The sequence below is a fragment of the Pantoea sp. X-Soil-ISGK-421 genome, from assembly GCF_059730785.1.
Genome location: NZ_AP035979.1, coordinates 3,908,045 through 3,924,762 on the forward strand (window position 1 = coordinate 3,908,045; position 16,718 = coordinate 3,924,762).

A 16,718-nucleotide genomic window follows, 5' to 3' on the forward strand; every position below is an offset into this window, starting at 1 on the left:
GCGACTATGCGCGGATTTGTTGTGTTGTCTGTTGTTGGATCTCGACGCAAGCGACATCCATAAGTTTGCTTAACTGCGAAGACAGTAAATCGACAGAGCGTTGGCTGGCAACGGTCATTTCGATATTAATGTTTCCGGCATTGACCGCGGAGGCCATATTCATCGCACATACCTGGAAACCACGGTGACGTACGACACGCAAAATGCGCTCCAATATTTCAGGACGAAAGCGGGCTTCGATAGACAATTGATGCTGATTCATGCGGTTTTCTCCATCATGTTTGCGTTGCTGGCACCCGGTGGTACCAATGGCCAGACGTTTTCATGCTCATCTATCGAAACATGCAGGAAGTAAGGACCTTCACTGTTCAGCAGAGCATCAAGGGCGGCGTCGACCTGATCTTTACGGCTAATGCGCTGGCCTGGGATATCAAAAGCGCTGGCCAGGGTGAGGAAATCGGGGTTATCGGTCAGGATGGTTTCGCTATAGCGACCATCAAAGAACAGTTGCTGCCACTGGCGCACCATGCCGAGACGCTGGTTATCCAGCAGCAGGATTTTCACCGGCAACTTGCCGCGCTTAATGGTGCCAAGCTCCTGAATGTTCATCATGATGGAGCCATCGCCAGACACGCAGATTACCGTGTCTTCAGGGCGTGCAACCTGCGCACCAATCGCCGCCGGCAAGCCAAAGCCCATGGTGCCAAGACCGCTGGAGGTGATGAAGTTTTCTGGTGCGGTGAAATGCATGTGCTGAGCGGCCCACATCTGGTGCTGGCCCACATCGGTGGTCACCACGGCGCTATCCGCTTTACGATCGGACAACTGCTTCAGCAACAGCGGCGCGTAAATCGCTTCGCCTGGATGATCATAACGCCAGTCGAATTCGCTTTTCATCGCGCTCACTTCTTTGCGCCAGCCGTCAATCTGCAGCGGCATGCTGAGCGCTGGCAGCACCTGATTCATATCGCCCTGCAATGAAACGTGCGCACGGCGCAGTTTGTTCAGCTCGGCAGGATCGATATCGATATGGATAACGCTGGCGTGCGGAGCGAAGGTATCCAGCTTGCCGGTGACGCGGTCGTCAAAGCGCGCGCCCACCGCAATCAGCAAATCACAGGATTGTACGGCGAGGTTAGCCGCTTTGGTGCCGTGCATGCCCAGCATCCCGAGATAGAGATCGCTGCTGGCATCGGCGCTACCAAGACCTTTCAGAGTGGAAACCATCGGAATACCGGCTTCCTGCGCCATGGCGCGTAATGCAGGAACCGCCTGCGCCATGCCAACGCCGCCACCGATATACAGCATCGGTTTGTGCGATTGCGCCATCAATGCGCGTGCTTCCGCAATGTGCTGCGCTGAATGACTCACTTCTTCTTCCACCGGCAGCAGGTGCGGCGTCAATTCGCCATTGGCAACCTGAATGTCTTTGGGGATATCTACCAGCACCGGGCCGGGACGGCCAGATTGCGCAATGGCGAAGGCTTCTGCCATCACCGAAGGTAAATCATCAAGCGATTCAACGAGGAAACTGTGTTTGGTGCAGGCTAACGATAATCCGAGAACGTCGATTTCCTGAAACGCGTCGGTGCCGATAAAGGCCGACGAGACCTGACCCGTGATCGCCACTACCGGGATCGAATCCATCATCGCATCCGCCAGACCGGTGATCAGATTGGTTGCCCCAGGACCCGAAGTGGCGATACATACGCCAGTCTTGCCGGTTGCGCGGGCATAACCAATTGCCGCCATCACCGCACCTTGCTCATGACGGCACAGTAGGTGTTCCACGCCGCCATCGTAGAGCGCATCGTACACTGGCATGATTGCGCCGCCAGGATAGCCAAACACTGTATCGACACCCTGCGCGCGTAAAGCCTGAACTACCCACTGTGCACCTGTCATGGTTATTCTCCTGTATTCTTAGGGGAACAACAGAGTTTTATGCTACTGCTCATAATCTGTTCCTCGCTGATTCGCTGATATTAAGTCTGATTAAAAAAAAACCCCCGGACCTTTCGGTGCGGGGGTTTTTGGAATTCCAGACTTGATTTTTAAGCCTTTCTTTCTCCAAGCGATGCCCCGCACGGTGGGATAATAATCACCACCACGCTAATCACGACTAGGCTAATCACTTGTAGAAGGGCTTTCATGTCTTATTTGTTTTTTCAATTGTTCGAAGTAATACCTACAGAGTTACCATAGTTAGCAGGTCGTTGACAATTATTTTCATTGGAAAATTTCATGATGCCTTTGACGCCGGGTGGTTATCATATTGTAAGTAAAAGGTTATTTACATTTGTGATAAATTTTCATTACGCCCGTGTCGTAATCTTGATTTGAAGTTTATGCACAAGCTCTGATTTTCGTTGGAACAACTGCAACTATCACCGAATGTAAGGAATCGAGCTCGGAAGTTGGGCTCTTGGGAATTGTTCCTCCGCCTTGCAGATAAGATGATAAGGACAACAAGGAGCGGTTATGTCTTTATCCAAGGTATTAACGCGGGCTGCGCTAGGCATTCAGGCTCCGCTGGTGACGGTGGAAGTGCATATCAGCAACGGTTTGCCTGCCCTAACGTTGGTTGGCCTGCCCGAAACCACCGTTAAAGAGGCGCGAGAACGGGTACGTAGTGCGATCATCAACAGCGGATTCACCTTCCCGGCGAAACGCGTCACTATAAATCTGGCACCTGCCGATCTGCCAAAAGAAGGTGGACGCTATGACTTACCCATTGCTATCGCCATTCTGGCGGCCTCAGAGCAGCTTCCTGACGCCAAATTAGGGCAATATGAATTCCTGGGGGAGCTCGCGCTTAACGGTGCGCTGTGTGGCGTTCAGGCTGCTATTCCGGCAGCGATGGCGGCATTGCAAGCGGGCAGACAAATGGTGTTAGCTGAACAGAATCAGCAGGATGTGGGGCTGATTCAACAAGGTGAAACGCTGGTGGGCAAACATCTTGTAGAAATCTGTGCCTTTCTGCATAACAAAACCACCCTCACCGTTGCCCATTATCAACCTGAAACGCTTGAGCAGGAAAAGCAGGACCTTAGCGATGTCATCGGTCAGGATCAGGGCCGACGTGCACTGGAAATCACGGCAGCAGGTGGGCATAACCTTTTACTGATTGGCCCTCCTGGCACGGGTAAAACGATGTTGGCGACACGTCTGCCCGGCATCATGCCTCCATTAGACGACCAGGAGGCACTGGAGTGCGCCGCTATTGCCAATCTGGTCACCAGTGGCAATCTGCATCACCAGTGGCGCAAACGGCCGTTCAGAGCCCCTCATCACAGTGCTTCTCTGTACGCGCTGGTTGGAGGTGGTTCCTTGCCGCGTCCGGGGGAGATTTCTTTGGCACACAACGGCGTGCTGTTTCTTGATGAACTGCCTGAGTTCGAGCGCAAAACGCTGGATGCGTTACGAGAACCGATTGAGTCCGGTGAAATTTCTATTTCGCGAACCCGCGCTAAAGTGACTTATCCTGCGCGCTTTCAATTGATTGGTGCAATGAATCCGAGTCCTACTGGGCATTATCAGGGTAATCATAATCGTTCCTCCCCACAGCAAGTTTTGCGTTACCTTAATCGCCTCTCAGGACCTTTTCTCGATCGCTTCGATTTATCGCTTGAAGTCCCTCTTCTGCCCAGCGGATCACTGAGCAAGAAACAACAGGTCAGCGAAAGTAGTGCTGAGGTTTTAAGCCGGGTCCTGACTGCCCGTCAGATTCAAACAGCACGCAGCGGCAAGGTGAATGCTCAGCTCTCTAATCCAGAAGTTTTACGTTGGTGCACATTGAAGCAGCAGGATGCCAAGTGGCTGGAAGAGGTATTGAATTCGTTGGGGCTTTCAGTACGCGCCTGGCAAAGGATTTTAAAAGTTGCGAGGACAATTGCTGACTTAGCGGGTGAAGAGCAGATTACGCGGGGCCACTTGCAGGAGGCGGTGGGTTATCGCAGCATTGACCGTTTAATGATTTATTTGCACAAAAACCTGGAATAAAAAACGGGGCTTATATAAGCCCCGCTATTCTTAATCATCGCTATCGCTGAAATCTTCCACTGTGTCCATTTGCGGCTTACCGCCAGACAGCGTATGGAAACGCTTAGGACGCTTGATACGTGCGGTATATTTCGACCATACACGTTCAGCTTCCGTTTGCGGCTCACGAAGACCACGACATACTTCTAAAAATGAACGCTCTTCTTCTGTCATGGGTTCACGCTTAGCGAGATCCAGTTCATTAAAGGCATAACCGTGGCGCTCCAGAAGCTGAGCTTCTTTAATGGTGAAATCACCATGACGCGAAAAACCACGTGGGTAATGTTTGTTATCAAAGAAACGATTCGTTGTTGCGAAGCTATCCGCCATTTTACACGCTCCTGACTCTCATATGGCCGTGCTATTTATGGCGCGGAGTATTAGATAGGCTTGACAGAGTGTAAAACAAAACATTTAAATCATTACGACAAACAAATTTTGGGAGAATGCAGTGGATACGGAATTACTGAAAACTTTCCTCGAAGTGAGCAGAACACGCCATTTCGGGCGTGCTGCTGAAGCGCTTTACCTCACGCAATCTGCCGTTAGTTTTCGCATTCGTCAGCTGGAAAATCAGCTGGGTGTAAACCTTTTTACTCGCCACCGTAATAACATCCGGCTGACTTCAGCTGGTGAGCGTTTATTGCCTTATGCTGAAAGCTTGATGAGTACCTGGTTGATGGCAAAAAAGGAAGTTTCTCATACACAACAGCATCATGAGCTTTCGATAGGAGGTAGCGCATCCCTTTGGGAAGCCTACTTAACTCCTTGGTTACAAACACTTTATGAGAACCGTGAAAGCCTTCATCTTGAGGCACGTATTGCTCAGCGGCATTTGCTGGTTAAGCAACTACATGAGCGTCAGTTGGATCTGTTGATTACTACCGAAGCGCCAAAAATGGATGAGTTAACCAGCCAGCAAATTGGTCATATCTCTCTCGCATTATTCCGTGCACGCAAAACTGAGAAGCGTGAAAAATATGACTATATCAAGCTGGAATGGGGCGCAGATTTTCATCAGCATGAAAGTTATCTGTCCAGTGATGATGTCCCCGTATTAACGACAACATCAGCGCACCTTACCCGCGAATTACTGCATACCACAGGTGCTTGTGCCTTTTTACCTGATTTTTGGCACGGCATTTATAGTGATTTGATGGTTATTCCAGATACGCCTGTCGCCGTGCGACCGTTATATGCGGTGTGGCTGCAGAATAGCGATCAGCAAAGTCACATTCGGCAGCTGCTTAAATATCCAGTTTTGACACAATAAGACAATTAATGAGGAAGTTTGAGTGGATCAGAGTGAAACTCAAACTCATTTCACTGCTGAATTTTGGACAAAAAAAATCCTTTGCCGAAGCAAAGGATTATTTTCTGGCAGGGGCGGAGGGACTCGAACCCCCAACACCCGGTTTTGGAGACCGGTGCTCTACCAATTGAACTACGCCCCTAATTAGGGTGGCGGAACGGACGGGGCTCGAACCCGCGACCCCCTGCGTGACAGGCAGGTATTCTAACCAACTGAACTACCGCTCCACCGATTCTGTACTGATATCAGACAATCGCTCTGATTTCAGGTGTTTCGCCCTTCCCGCGTCACGGGGAAGGTCACGACCCGATAAGGGGTCTTAAATTGATGCCTGGCAGTTCCCTACTCTCGCATGGGGAGACCCCACACTACCATCGGCGCTACGGCGTTTCACTTCTGAGTTCGGCATGGGGTCAGGTGGGACCACCGCGCTAAAGCCGCCAGGCAAATTCTTTTTGCTCACGCCGCCCTCGCGGGCCGCGCAAATCTATCCGGTAAAACAAGCTGAAAATCAGGTCTCTCAGACCAAAACGCCTCTGGCGTTGTAAGGTTAAGCCTCACGGGTCATTAGTACCGGTTAGCTCAACGCATCGCTGCGCTTACACATCCGGCCTATCAACGTCGTAGTCTTCAACGTCCCTTCAGGACCCTCAAGGGGTCAGGGAGAACTCATCTCGGGGCAAGTTTCGTGCTTAGATGCTTTCAGCACTTATCTTTTCCGCACTTAGCTACCGGGCAATGCCATTGGCATGACAACCCGAACACCAGTGGTGCGTTCACTCCGGTCCTCTCGTACTAGGAGCAACCCCCCTCAATTCTCCAGCGCCCACGGCAGATAGGGACCGAACTGTCTCACGACGTTCTAAACCCAGCTCGCGTACCACTTTAAACGGCGAACAGCCGTACCCTTGGGACCTACTTCAGCCCCAGGATGTGATGAGCCGACATCGAGGTGCCAAACACCGCCGTCGATATGAACTCTTGGGCGGTATCAGCCTGTTATCCCCGGAGTACCTTTTATCCGTTGAGCGATGGCCCTTCCATTCAGAACCACCGGATCACTATGACCTGCTTTCGCACCTGCTCGAGCCGTCACTCTCGCAGTCAAGCTGGCTTATGCCATTGCACTAACCTCCTGATGTCCGACCAGGATTAGCCAACCTTCGTGCTCCTCCGTTACTCTTTGGGAGGAGACCGCCCCAGTCAAACTACCCACCAGACACTGTCCGCAGCCCGGATTACGGGCCTACGTTAGAACATCAAACATTAAAGGGTGGTATTTCAAGGTTGGCTCCACGCAGACTGGCGTCCACGCTTCAAAGCCTCCCACCTATCCTACACATCAAGGCTCAATGTTCAGTGTCAAGCTATAGTAAAGGTTCACGGGGTCTTTCCGTCTTGCCGCGGGTACACTGCATCTTCACAGCGATTTCAATTTCACTGAGTCTCGGGTGGAGACAGCCTGGCCATCATTACGCCATTCGTGCAGGTCGGAACTTACCCGACAAGGAATTTCGCTACCTTAGGACCGTTATAGTTACGGCCGCCGTTTACCGGGGCTTCGATCAAGAGCTTCTCCTTGCGGATAACCCCATCAATTAACCTTCCGGCACCGGGCAGGCGTCACACCGTATACGTCCACTTTCGTGTTTGCACAGTGCTGTGTTTTTAATAAACAGTTGCAGCCAGCTGGTATCTTCGACTGGCTTCGGCTCGGGGAGCAAGTCCCTCCACCTACGCGCCAGCGTGCCTTCTCCCGAAGTTACGGCACCATTTTGCCTAGTTCCTTCACCCGAGTTCTCTCAAGCGCCTTGGTATTCTCTACCTGACCACCTGTGTCGGTTTGGGGTACGATTTCGTGTTACCTGGAGCTTAGAGGCTTTTCCTGGAAGCAGGGCATCAGTTACTTCACCACCGTGGTGGCTCGTCGTCACGCCTCAGCCTTAAGACACCCCGGATTTACCAAAGGTGTCAGCCTACACGCTTAAACCGGGACAACCGTCGCCCGGATAACCTAGCCTTCTCCGTCCCCCCTTCGCAGTAACACCAAGTGCAGGAATATTAACCTGCTTCCCATCGACTACGCTTTTCAGCCTCGCCTTAGGGGTCGACTCACCCTGCTCCGATTAACGTTGAACAGGAACCCTTGGTCTTCCGGCGAGCGGGCTTTTCACCCGCTTTATCGTTACTTATGTCAGCATTCGCACTTCTGATACCTCCAGCATGCCTCACAGCACACCTTCAACGGCTTACAGAACGCTCCCCTACCCAACAACGCATACGCGTCGCTGCCGCAGCTTCGGTGCATGGTTTAGCCCCGTTACATCTTCCGCGCAGGCCGACTCGACCAGTGAGCTATTACGCTTTCTTTAAATGATGGCTGCTTCTAAGCCAACATCCTGGCTGTCTGTGCCTTCCCACATCGTTTCCCACTTAACCATGACTTTGGGACCTTAGCTGGCGGTCTGGGTTGTTTCCCTCTTCACGACGGACGTTAGCACCCGCCGTGTGTCTCCCGTGATAACATTCTTCGGTATTCGCAGTTTGCATCGGGTTGGTAAGCCGGGATGGCCCCCTAGCCGAAACAGTGCTCTACCCCCGAAGATGAGTTCACGAGGCGCTACCTAAATAGCTTTCGGGGAGAACCAGCTATCTCCCGGTTTGATTGGCCTTTCACCCCCAGCCACAAGTCATCCGCTAATTTTTCAACATTAGTCGGTTCGGTCCTCCAGTTAGTGTTACCCAACCTTCAACCTGCCCATGGCTAGATCACCGGGTTTCGGGTCTATACCCTGCAACTTAACGCCCAGTTAAGACTCGGTTTCCCTGCGGCTCCCCTATACGGTTAACCTTGCTACAGAATATAAGTCGCTGACCCATTATACAAAAGGTACGCAGTCACCCCCATAAATGAAGGCTCCCACTGCTTGTACGTACACGGTTTCAGGTTCTGTTTCACTCCCCTCGCCGGGGTTCTTTTCGCCTTTCCCTCACGGTACTGGTTCACTATCGGTCAGTCAGGAGTATTTAGCCTTGGAGGATGGTCCCCCCATATTCAGACAGGATACCACGTGTCCCGCCCTACTCTTCGAACTCACAGAATGTGCACTTTCGTGTACGGGGCTATCACCCGGTATCGCGCGACTTTCCAGACGCTTCCACTAACGCACAAACTGATTCAGGTTCTGGGCTGTTCCCCGTTCGCTCGCCGCTACTGGGGGAATCTCGGTTGATTTCTTTTCCTCTGGGTACTTAGATGTTTCAGTTCCCCAGGTTCGCCTCGCAACACTATGTATTCATGTTGCGATGATGCACTGAGTGCACCGGGTTTCCCCATTCGGACATCGTCGGCTGTAGCGGTTCATATCACCTTACCGACGCTTTACGCAGATTAGCACGTCCTTCATCGCCTCTGACTGCCAGGGCATCCACCGTGTACGCTTAGTCGCTTAACCTCACAACCCACAGGCGTTTTGCAACGCGTGCAGACTGCAGGCATTGAGAGACTCGAACATGTCGTTATTCATTTCTTATTACGGAGAAATGAACCAACACGTCGTTTCAATTTTCAGCTTGTTCCGGATTGTTAAAGAGCATAATACTTCGCAGCACGCCGTTGCCGGCACGCTCTGAAGTATTGTTTTGAGTCACTGTAATGGTGGAGCTAAGCGGGATCGAACCGCTGACCTCCTGCGTGCAAGGCAGGCGCTCTCCCAGCTGAGCTATAGCCCCATACAGTTACTGCAGAGACCACTACTACCACTCACCAGGAGTCCCGCTTTTACAAACGGTCATTTCTTTTCAGGCAAGGCAAAGTGTCGCGACGTATAGTTCACTATACGAGCGGCGCTTTAACGCAGCATGAGAAGAAATTTGGTAGGCCTGAGTGGACTTGAACCACCGACCTCACCCTTATCAGGGGTGCGCTCTAACCACCTGAGCTACAAGCCTGTAGAGGTTTTTTCTGCTCGTTACTTTCTATCAGACAATCTGTGTGAGCACTACGCGGGAAGGTATCTTCAGGTAAGGAGGTGATCCAACCGCAGGTTCCCCTACGGTTACCTTGTTACGACTTCACCCCAGTCATGAATCACAAAGTGGTAAGCGCCCTCCCGAAGGTTAAGCTACCTACTTCTTTTGCAACCCACTCCCATGGTGTGACGGGCGGTGTGTACAAGGCCCGGGAACGTATTCACCGTAGCATTCTGATCTACGATTACTAGCGATTCCGACTTCACGGAGTCGAGTTGCAGACTCCGATCCGGACTACGACGCACTTTATGAGGTCCGCTTGCTCTCGCGAGGTCGCTTCTCTTTGTATGCGCCATTGTAGCACGTGTGTAGCCCTACTCGTAAGGGCCATGATGACTTGACGTCATCCCCACCTTCCTCCAGTTTATCACTGGCAGTCTCCTTTGAGTTCCCGGCCGAACCGCTGGCAACAAAGGATAAGGGTTGCGCTCGTTGCGGGACTTAACCCAACATTTCACAACACGAGCTGACGACAGCCATGCAGCACCTGTCTCAGAGTTCCCGAAGGCACCGAAGCATCTCTGCTAAGTTCTCTGGATGTCAAGAGTAGGTAAGGTTCTTCGCGTTGCATCGAATTAAACCACATGCTCCACCGCTTGTGCGGGCCCCCGTCAATTCATTTGAGTTTTAACCTTGCGGCCGTACTCCCCAGGCGGTCGACTTAACGCGTTAGCTCCGGAAGCCACTCCTCAAGGGAACAACCTCCAAGTCGACATCGTTTACGGCGTGGACTACCAGGGTATCTAATCCTGTTTGCTCCCCACGCTTTCGCACCTGAGCGTCAGTCTTTGTCCAGGGGGCCGCCTTCGCCACCGGTATTCCTCCAGATCTCTACGCATTTCACCGCTACACCTGGAATTCTACCCCCCTCTACAAGACTCTAGCCTGCCAGTTTCGAATGCAGTTCCCAGGTTAAGCCCGGGGATTTCACATCCGACTTGACAGACCGCCTGCGTGCGCTTTACGCCCAGTAATTCCGATTAACGCTTGCACCCTCCGTATTACCGCGGCTGCTGGCACGGAGTTAGCCGGTGCTTCTTCTGCGGGTAACGTCAATCGGTAAGGTTATTAACCTCACCGCCTTCCTCCCCGCTGAAAGTACTTTACAACCCGAAGGCCTTCTTCATACACGCGGCATGGCTGCATCAGGCTTGCGCCCATTGTGCAATATTCCCCACTGCTGCCTCCCGTAGGAGTCTGGACCGTGTCTCAGTTCCAGTGTGGCTGGTCATCCTCTCAGACCAGCTAGGGATCGTCGCCTAGGTGAGCCATTACCCCACCTACTAGCTAATCCCATCTGGGCACATCCGATGGTGTGAGGCCCGAAGGTCCCCCACTTTGGTCTTGCGACGTTATGCGGTATTAGCTACCGTTTCCAGTAGTTATCCCCCTCCATCGGGCAGTTTCCCAGACATTACTCACCCGTCCGCCACTCGTCACCCAAGGAGCAAGCTCCTCTGTGCTACCGTTCGACTTGCATGTGTTAGGCCTGCCGCCAGCGTTCAATCTGAGCCATGATCAAACTCTTCAATTTAAGTTTGATTTGCTGCAACGAGTGCAGCGATGCTCATCTGTAAAACGTCATAATGAATTTCATTATGTGTTCACTCGTGAGACTTGATATTTTTTTGCGTCCGGAGACGCTGATATCAATCCTGCGAGTGCCCACACAGATTGTCTGATAAATTGTTAAAGAGCATGCCGCGATTTCTCTAGCGGCGCGGGATGCGTATATTACGCTTTCCGCATTCTCAGTCAAGCATTTATTTTTGCTTTTCTGAAGGTTGCCTTGAAGACTACCTCCTGAACACATCGCTTCGTAAGCCGTTGTTCCGTGTCAGTGGAGGCGCAGTATAGGGATTTCTTCGGGGCTGACAAGTGCTAATTTCAAATTAATTTTCGAGTGCTGATTTTTTCGTCGAAACGCGGCTAAACTGCTAATTTTTCCAGCAACGGGAAGCCATAACGCTGCAAAATCGGTGACAATTTCGTCACTTCATCATCCATACGCGTACAGAACGCTACATTCTGTCCGGATGAAACCGCCTGCGGTGCTTCATGCTCTAATAACCAGACGGTACGACGCGCAATAGCCGCACCCGAATCCACCAGCCTGGTCCCTTCCGGCATGACCAACTGCAGTTCATCCCGCAATAAAGGGAAATGCGTACAACCCAGCACCACGGTATCAGGTGGCTCTTTCATACGTAGCCAGGGTTGCACAGCGCGGCGCACATCTGCCAGTTCAACATCTTCGCCATGCAGCTTGGCTTCCGCCAGTTCCACCAGCTCCGCCGAACCGAGCATTTCGATTTTGCAGTCCCGGGCAAATTGCGCCACTAACTCATGCGTATATGGACGTTTCACCGTGCCACGCGTGGCCAGTAATCCCACCACGCCATTACGCGTCAAGCGCGCAGCAGGTTTAATGGCAGGCACCACACCCACAACCGGGAATTCGAAGCGCTCACGCAGAGCCGGCAAAGAGATGGTGCTGGCCGAGTTACAAGCGATGATCACCAGCGCAAGTGGGAAACGCTGGGTGATAGCCGTCACCACCGCCACCACACGCTCGACAATAAAGTCTTCGGATTTTTCGCCGTACGGGAAACCTTCATTATCGAAGGCGTAGAGATAGTGAAGATCCGGCAGTAAATGCCGGACCTCATCATAAACGGAAAGCCCACCGACGCCGGAGTCAAACACCAGCACGGTGGGACGCAGATCAGAAGCTGTAGCTGGCGCTGAGGTAATACTCCGTTCCTGGAGTTGGATAGCCATACGCTGTCTCATAATCTTTATCGAACAGGTTGGCAATTCTACCACGAACGGTGAGCTGTGATGTGACCGGATACGAGACAGCGAGATCTACCGTGCTGTAACTCGATAAACGACGTTGCTCGCTGGCATATTCGCTGGTGTTGTTGTCGTAGCGCTTACCGAAGTACTGGTAGATGACATCGATATCAACGTCATACACCGTCATACCCAGCTGATATTTGGCTTGCTCACGCGCGCGACGCGCCAGCGTTTCACCATCTGAATCACGACGAGCATCCAGATAACCCAGGGTGATCTGATGATGAAGGAAGCGGGTATCAAAATCAGCGGTGGCTTCAATACCTTTTAGCGTAACGGCTTTTTCATTGTAATAGCCGCCCTCAAAAGTCACAGGATCGGAAGCATAGGTAATAAGATTGCTAACCTTGTTGTGATACGCCGCAACACGCCAATTAACCGCTCCCGTTAAACCTTCTAACGCGGCTTCCCACTGCTTTGATTTCTCAGGGTTCAGATCGGGATTAGAACTGATACCAAAACGCTTCAGACCATATAGTTGACCTAATGTCGGCGCCTGGAAACCTGTACCGTAAGAGAGTGAAGCTTTATAGCCCGGCACAAACTCCCAACCCGCAGCGGTTTGCCAGGTGCCATGACGACCAAAGTCTTGGTTGTCATCGCCACGCGCCGAACCTTCAAGCGTAACATTGCCAAACTGCTGCTGCGCCGTCAGGTAAGCACCCGTGTTATCTTGCTTGTATCCATCTTCATCACGCGGTGCGCCAGAATAGAGTTGTCCAACCGAGCTCAGTTTCTGCTGCTGCCAATCCAGACCGGCGCTAACCATGCCATGCCCCACCGCAAAGGTGTTGCCCCACTGCAGGTTGCGCTGTTCCATATCATCCAGGCTATTGGAATCCGCATAGCGGCCGTCAGACCCAACGTAATTATAGATTTTGTACTTCTGATAACTGGCGGTCAGCTGCGAGGAGTAATCCTCTTTATTAAAGCGCAGACCGGTATCAAACGAGTGATTATAGATTTGCTGCTCATCCTGACCACCGACATAGCCCGCATCATAATCTGAGTTCGCGGCATAGCCATAACCGCGAAAGAAGCCAGAAAACGTGTCATTAAACTTATGATCAACGCCAGCCCAGAACGCCTTATTGCGCCAGCCATCCCGATCGCGATCGGTTGGAGACGTTGAGCCCGGTTGAACGTTGTAGCCATTAGTCGCCTGATAAGAACCCGCCACCGTTACGCGCGTCTGGTCCGTGACATTTTGATTGATGCCGCCGCTATATTCCTGATAACCCTTCGAACCAAAGCCAGCGGTCAGCGAGTTTTGATTATTCGGGTTTCGCGTAATGACATTCACCACACCGCCAATCGCATCTGCGCCGTAAACGGCAGAACGCGGGCCGCGAATGAACTCAACGCGCTGGATGATTGAAACAGGGATTTGGTTGAAGTCAGCAACGCCGGTAATACCGGGTTTGGAGAACGGCACACCATCAACCAGAATCAGCGTATGGCGCGCTTCCGAACCACGCACATACATCGAAGCGCTTTGCCCAATGCCGCCGCTTTGCGCGATATCCACGCCCGGCAAGCGACGCAACACTTCCAGCAGGTTCTTAGATTGCCACTGATCGATCTCGTCACGGGTGACAACAGACGTAGAAGCCAGCACCGACGACACCGGCTGTGCGAAGCGGTTAGCGGTGACGATTTGCGTACCATCATTCTGCTGCGCGTAGCCAAATTGCGCCCAGAAAGACAACGCCGTTGCACTGAAGGCAAACAGCGAAGCATGTGTTTTTTTCATTGTTATAGCATCCAAAAGACGAAGCAGGATGCCGCACGACTACAACCAATAGCTCGCGATGGTCGTATGTATTGCGACGTCACACCGGCAGGTCTTCGGGCTGAGAATCATAAATGGTGAAAAACTTCCCATCCGGCAGGACAGTGTTTATAAGTGCCATCACCACGACATTCTTTACCGCTGCGCGTCAGCTCCAGATTCACACTGGATTCCCTTTTAACTCAAGGAGGCCGGCAGGCGCAGTCTACGGCCAGGAAGGCCGGAAATCCAGACTTCCAGCCATCTTGTTTTCCGCAGGGCTGGACATCAGCAGTTGAATGCCTACAATCGCCCGGCAAGCCAGCTTATTACCAGGATTAAAGATGACACCCGAACAGCTCCCGATTGAACAATACGACGCGCAACTGGCGGAAAAAGTCAGCCGCTTACAGGCGATGATGGTGCCCTTTGCCGCGCCCGACGTGGAGGTGTTCCGTTCGCCGGTCAGCCACTATCGGATGCGCGCCGAATTCCGCATCTGGCACGACGGTGACGATCTCTACCACATCATCTTTGATCAACAGACCAAGCAACGTATCCGCGTCGATCAATTCCCGGCGGCCAGTGAATTAATCAACCAGCTGATGCCAAAACTGATCGCGGCGATCCGCGACAACCGTGCGCTGCGTTTTAAGCTGTTCCAGATTGATTACTTATCGACCATGAGCAATCAGATTGTCATCTCGCTGCTCTATCACCGCAAGCTGGAAGAGGAGTGGACTGCCGCCGCCAGCACGCTGCGCGACAACTTGCGTGCTGAAGGCTTTGATGTGCAACTGATTGGCCGCGCCACCAAAACTAAAATCTGCCTTGATCGCGATTACGTCGATGAGCGCTTGCCGATCGCTGGGAAAGAGATGATTTATCGTCAGGTGGAGAACAGCTTCACCCAGCCAAACGCGGCGATGAATATTCAGATGCTGGAGTGGGCGCTGGATGTGACTAAGGATTCGCGCGGCGATCTGCTGGAACTTTACTGCGGTAATGGCAACTTCTCGCTGGCACTCGCGCGTAACTTCCGCCGCGTGTTGGCCACGGAAATTGCCAAGCCGTCAGTGGCATCCGCGCAATACAACATTGCCGCTAATCATATTGATAACGTACAGATTATTCGTATGGCCGCCGAAGAATTTACTCAGGCTATGAATGGCGTACGCAGCTTCAATCGCTTAGAAGGTATCGACCTGCAGAGTTATCAGTGCGAAACCATTTTTGTCGATCCGCCGCGCAGCGGGCTGGATGAGGAAACCGTGAAGATGGTGCAGGCCTACCCACACATCATTTATATCTCCTGCAATCCACAAACGCTGTGCGACAATCTCGCGGTGCTGGGTGAAACGCATGACGTCACGCGTCTGGCGCTGTTTGATCAGTTCCCCTATACCCATCATATGGAATGCGGCGTGCTGCTGACGCGCAAAGTCTGAGAGCAGAATGGATTGGTCGCCAAAAATGGCGACCCGACAAAACCGGTGCGTCATGCGTCGGTTTTGTAGGGTGCGCATTTATGCGTCGATTTTGTAGGGTGCGCATTCATGCGCACCGAAAACTTAGTTTCTATTCTTACGGTGAAAGCGCATGCCAATCCAGAACACCAGCGCCACCATCAGAATGGTAGGAATAAAGTTGGAGCCGATATCCGGGTATTCTGCCCGCACCAGCGCGCTATAGACCAAAATGCCCAGCAGGAAGAATGCCGCCGCCAGGGAAGGCATGCCGTCTGGCATGTTGCGGTTGAGATAACGCTGATGCAAACACCAGGCCGCAAGGCCAAGCGCGATCAACGGGAATATCGAAAAGGGAACAAACGTGCTGAACAGCACCGAGAAGGAGCCGTTGATCGCTAAACCGGTGATAAAAGCCAATAAAAGCGTTCCTTTATCGCGTGGGTTTTGCTCAATCATTTCATTATCCTTGTCACATTACTCTTCGTTTTTTTCCAGGGTAACCGACAGTCGCTCTTGCTCCCGGCGATACCAGTAATAAGCGCCTTTGGCGATCATGCGCAGCTGTAACACCAGGCGATCTTCAAGCTTACGACGCTGTTCGAGATCAACGTCCAACGCTTCGGCGCCTGCACTAAACACAATCGTCACCATCGCTTCGGCCTGCGCTTCGGTGAAGCTGCGCGGCATGCGATTTTCCAGCTCAAGATAATCCGCCAGTTCAGCGATAAAGTGCTGGATCTCTCGGGCAACGGCGGCACGAAATGCCGCCGACGTTCCGGATCGTTCGCGTAGTAAGAGCCGAAAAGCGTTGGGATTGTTCCCGATGAACTCCATAAAAGTTGCCACCGAGGTTTTGATGATGCTGCCGCCCTTGGCAATACGCTGGCGCGCCTGGCGCATTAATTGACGCAACATCAAGCCGCTTTCGTCGACCATGGTCAAGCCCAGTTCGTCGACATCGCGGAAATGGCGATAAAATGAGGTCGGCGCAATCCCCGCTTCGCGTGCGACTTCACGCAAACTCAGGCTGGCAAAACTCCTTTCTGCACTTAACTGACTGAAGGCAGCTTCAATCAGTGAACGTCGTGTACGTTCTTTTTGTAGCGCTCTGACGCCCATTTTCCCGGCCTTTTAGGTGATTTGGCAGGCACTATAACAAACTTTTCAGCGTACAGCGGTGCAAACTTTGTGAACGCCTGTGAACCTCACGCTTTGTCAAACTTCAGCAATTTAC

At 52.3% G+C, this 16,718-nt stretch carries 11 protein-coding genes, 4 tRNA genes, 3 rRNA genes and 1 riboswitch; of the genes, 3 read left to right on the top strand and 15 right to left on the bottom strand.

All coding sequences use genetic code 11. The features are described from left to right. Nucleotides 1-4 precede the first annotated feature (4 nt). From ilvM to ilvL, 3 genes are all read right to left on the bottom strand, one after another. A complete protein-coding gene (gene ilvM, locus AC6I8K_RS18105; RefSeq protein ID WP_007888814.1) occupies nt 5-262 on the bottom strand; it encodes an acetolactate synthase 2 small subunit in 258 nt (85 codons plus the stop codon). After that, nucleotides 259-1,905 (bottom strand): acetolactate synthase 2 catalytic subunit, encoded by a 1,647-nt coding sequence (gene ilvG / locus AC6I8K_RS18110; protein WP_497827171.1) that lies wholly within the window; start codon nt 1,903-1,905, stop codon nt 259-261. The genes ilvM and ilvG overlap by 4 nt, the downstream gene beginning before the upstream one ends. A gap of 149 nt (nt 1,906-2,054) precedes the next feature. Then, the gene (gene ilvL / locus AC6I8K_RS18115; protein WP_071531048.1) at nt 2,055-2,153 is read right to left on the bottom strand and encodes an ilv operon leader peptide; all 99 of its coding nucleotides are present in this window, start codon (nt 2,151-2,153) and stop codon (nt 2,055-2,057) included. Nucleotides 2,154-2,481: 328 nt separating this feature from the next. On the opposite strand from ilvL, the gene AC6I8K_RS18120 reads away from it, so the two are divergent. Continuing rightward, on the top strand, nt 2,482-4,002 hold the full coding sequence (locus tag AC6I8K_RS18120; RefSeq protein WP_497827172.1) for a YifB family Mg chelatase-like AAA ATPase: 1,521 nt from the start codon (nt 2,482-2,484) through the stop codon (nt 4,000-4,002). A gap of 30 nt (nt 4,003-4,032) precedes the next feature. On the opposite strand, the gene AC6I8K_RS18125 is transcribed toward AC6I8K_RS18120, so the two are convergent. After that, nucleotides 4,033-4,371, bottom strand: coding sequence for a MaoP family protein (locus AC6I8K_RS18125; RefSeq protein WP_064741343.1), 339 nt, complete (start codon nt 4,369-4,371; stop codon nt 4,033-4,035). A gap of 121 nt (nt 4,372-4,492) precedes the next feature. On the opposite strand from AC6I8K_RS18125, the gene hdfR reads away from it, so the two are divergent. Continuing rightward, nucleotides 4,493-5,314 (top strand): HTH-type transcriptional regulator HdfR, encoded by an 822-nt coding sequence (gene hdfR, locus AC6I8K_RS18130; RefSeq protein ID WP_008106614.1) that lies wholly within the window; start codon nt 4,493-4,495, stop codon nt 5,312-5,314. Between the two features lie 105 nt (nt 5,315-5,419). On the opposite strand, the gene AC6I8K_RS18135 is transcribed toward hdfR, so the two are convergent. The 9 genes from AC6I8K_RS18135 to btuB all read right to left on the bottom strand — a co-directional run bounded on the left by AC6I8K_RS18135 (nt 5,420) and on the right by btuB (nt 13,997). Beyond that, nucleotides 5,420-5,495 (bottom strand) — tRNA-Trp (locus AC6I8K_RS18135). An 8-nt stretch (nt 5,496-5,503) separates the two neighbouring features. Next, nucleotides 5,504-5,580: transfer RNA gene (locus AC6I8K_RS18140), tRNA-Asp, on the bottom strand. A 102-nt stretch (nt 5,581-5,682) separates the two neighbouring features. Further along, nucleotides 5,683-5,798, bottom strand: a 5S ribosomal RNA gene (rrf, locus tag AC6I8K_RS18145). Nucleotides 5,799-5,899: 101 nt separating this feature from the next. Next, nucleotides 5,900-8,808 (bottom strand): 23S ribosomal RNA (locus tag AC6I8K_RS18150). Between the two features lie 201 nt (nt 8,809-9,009). Further along, nucleotides 9,010-9,085, bottom strand: a tRNA-Ala gene (locus AC6I8K_RS18155). Nucleotides 9,086-9,227: 142 nt separating this feature from the next. After that, nucleotides 9,228-9,304 (bottom strand) — tRNA-Ile (locus AC6I8K_RS18160). Between the two features lie 73 nt (nt 9,305-9,377). Continuing rightward, nucleotides 9,378-10,919, bottom strand: a 16S ribosomal RNA gene (locus AC6I8K_RS18165). The 16S, 23S and 5S rRNA genes sit together here with 4 tRNA genes alongside, the layout of an rRNA operon. A 395-nt stretch (nt 10,920-11,314) precedes the next feature. After that, nucleotides 11,315-12,166: a glutamate racemase gene (gene murI, locus AC6I8K_RS18170; protein WP_483816428.1), complete on the bottom strand. Its 852-nt coding sequence runs from the start codon at nt 12,164-12,166 to the stop codon at nt 11,315-11,317. Then, nucleotides 12,111-13,997, bottom strand: coding sequence for a TonB-dependent vitamin B12 receptor BtuB (gene btuB, locus AC6I8K_RS18175; protein WP_497827173.1), 1,887 nt, complete (start codon nt 13,995-13,997; stop codon nt 12,111-12,113). The genes murI and btuB overlap by 56 nt, the downstream gene beginning before the upstream one ends. A gap of 68 nt (nt 13,998-14,065) precedes the next feature. Continuing rightward, nucleotides 14,066-14,247: riboswitch (cobalamin riboswitch) on the bottom strand. Between the two features lie 112 nt (nt 14,248-14,359). Between btuB and trmA the strand changes: the two genes are divergently transcribed. After that, complete coding sequence (gene trmA, locus AC6I8K_RS18180) at nt 14,360-15,463, top strand: tRNA (uridine(54)-C5)-methyltransferase TrmA (protein WP_483816430.1); 1,104 nt, start codon at nt 14,360-14,362, stop codon at nt 15,461-15,463. Between the two features lie 123 nt (nt 15,464-15,586). Here trmA and AC6I8K_RS18185 read toward each other — a convergent pair whose 3' ends face one another. Further along, entirely contained in the window at nt 15,587-15,940 is a 354-nt protein-coding gene (locus tag AC6I8K_RS18185; protein ID WP_497827174.1) for a YijD family membrane protein, read from the bottom strand. Between the two features lie 18 nt (nt 15,941-15,958). Then, nucleotides 15,959-16,603: an HTH-type transcriptional repressor FabR gene (fabR, locus tag AC6I8K_RS18190; protein ID WP_064741472.1), complete on the bottom strand. Its 645-nt coding sequence runs from the start codon at nt 16,601-16,603 to the stop codon at nt 15,959-15,961. Between the last annotated feature and the right edge of the window lie 115 nt (nt 16,604-16,718).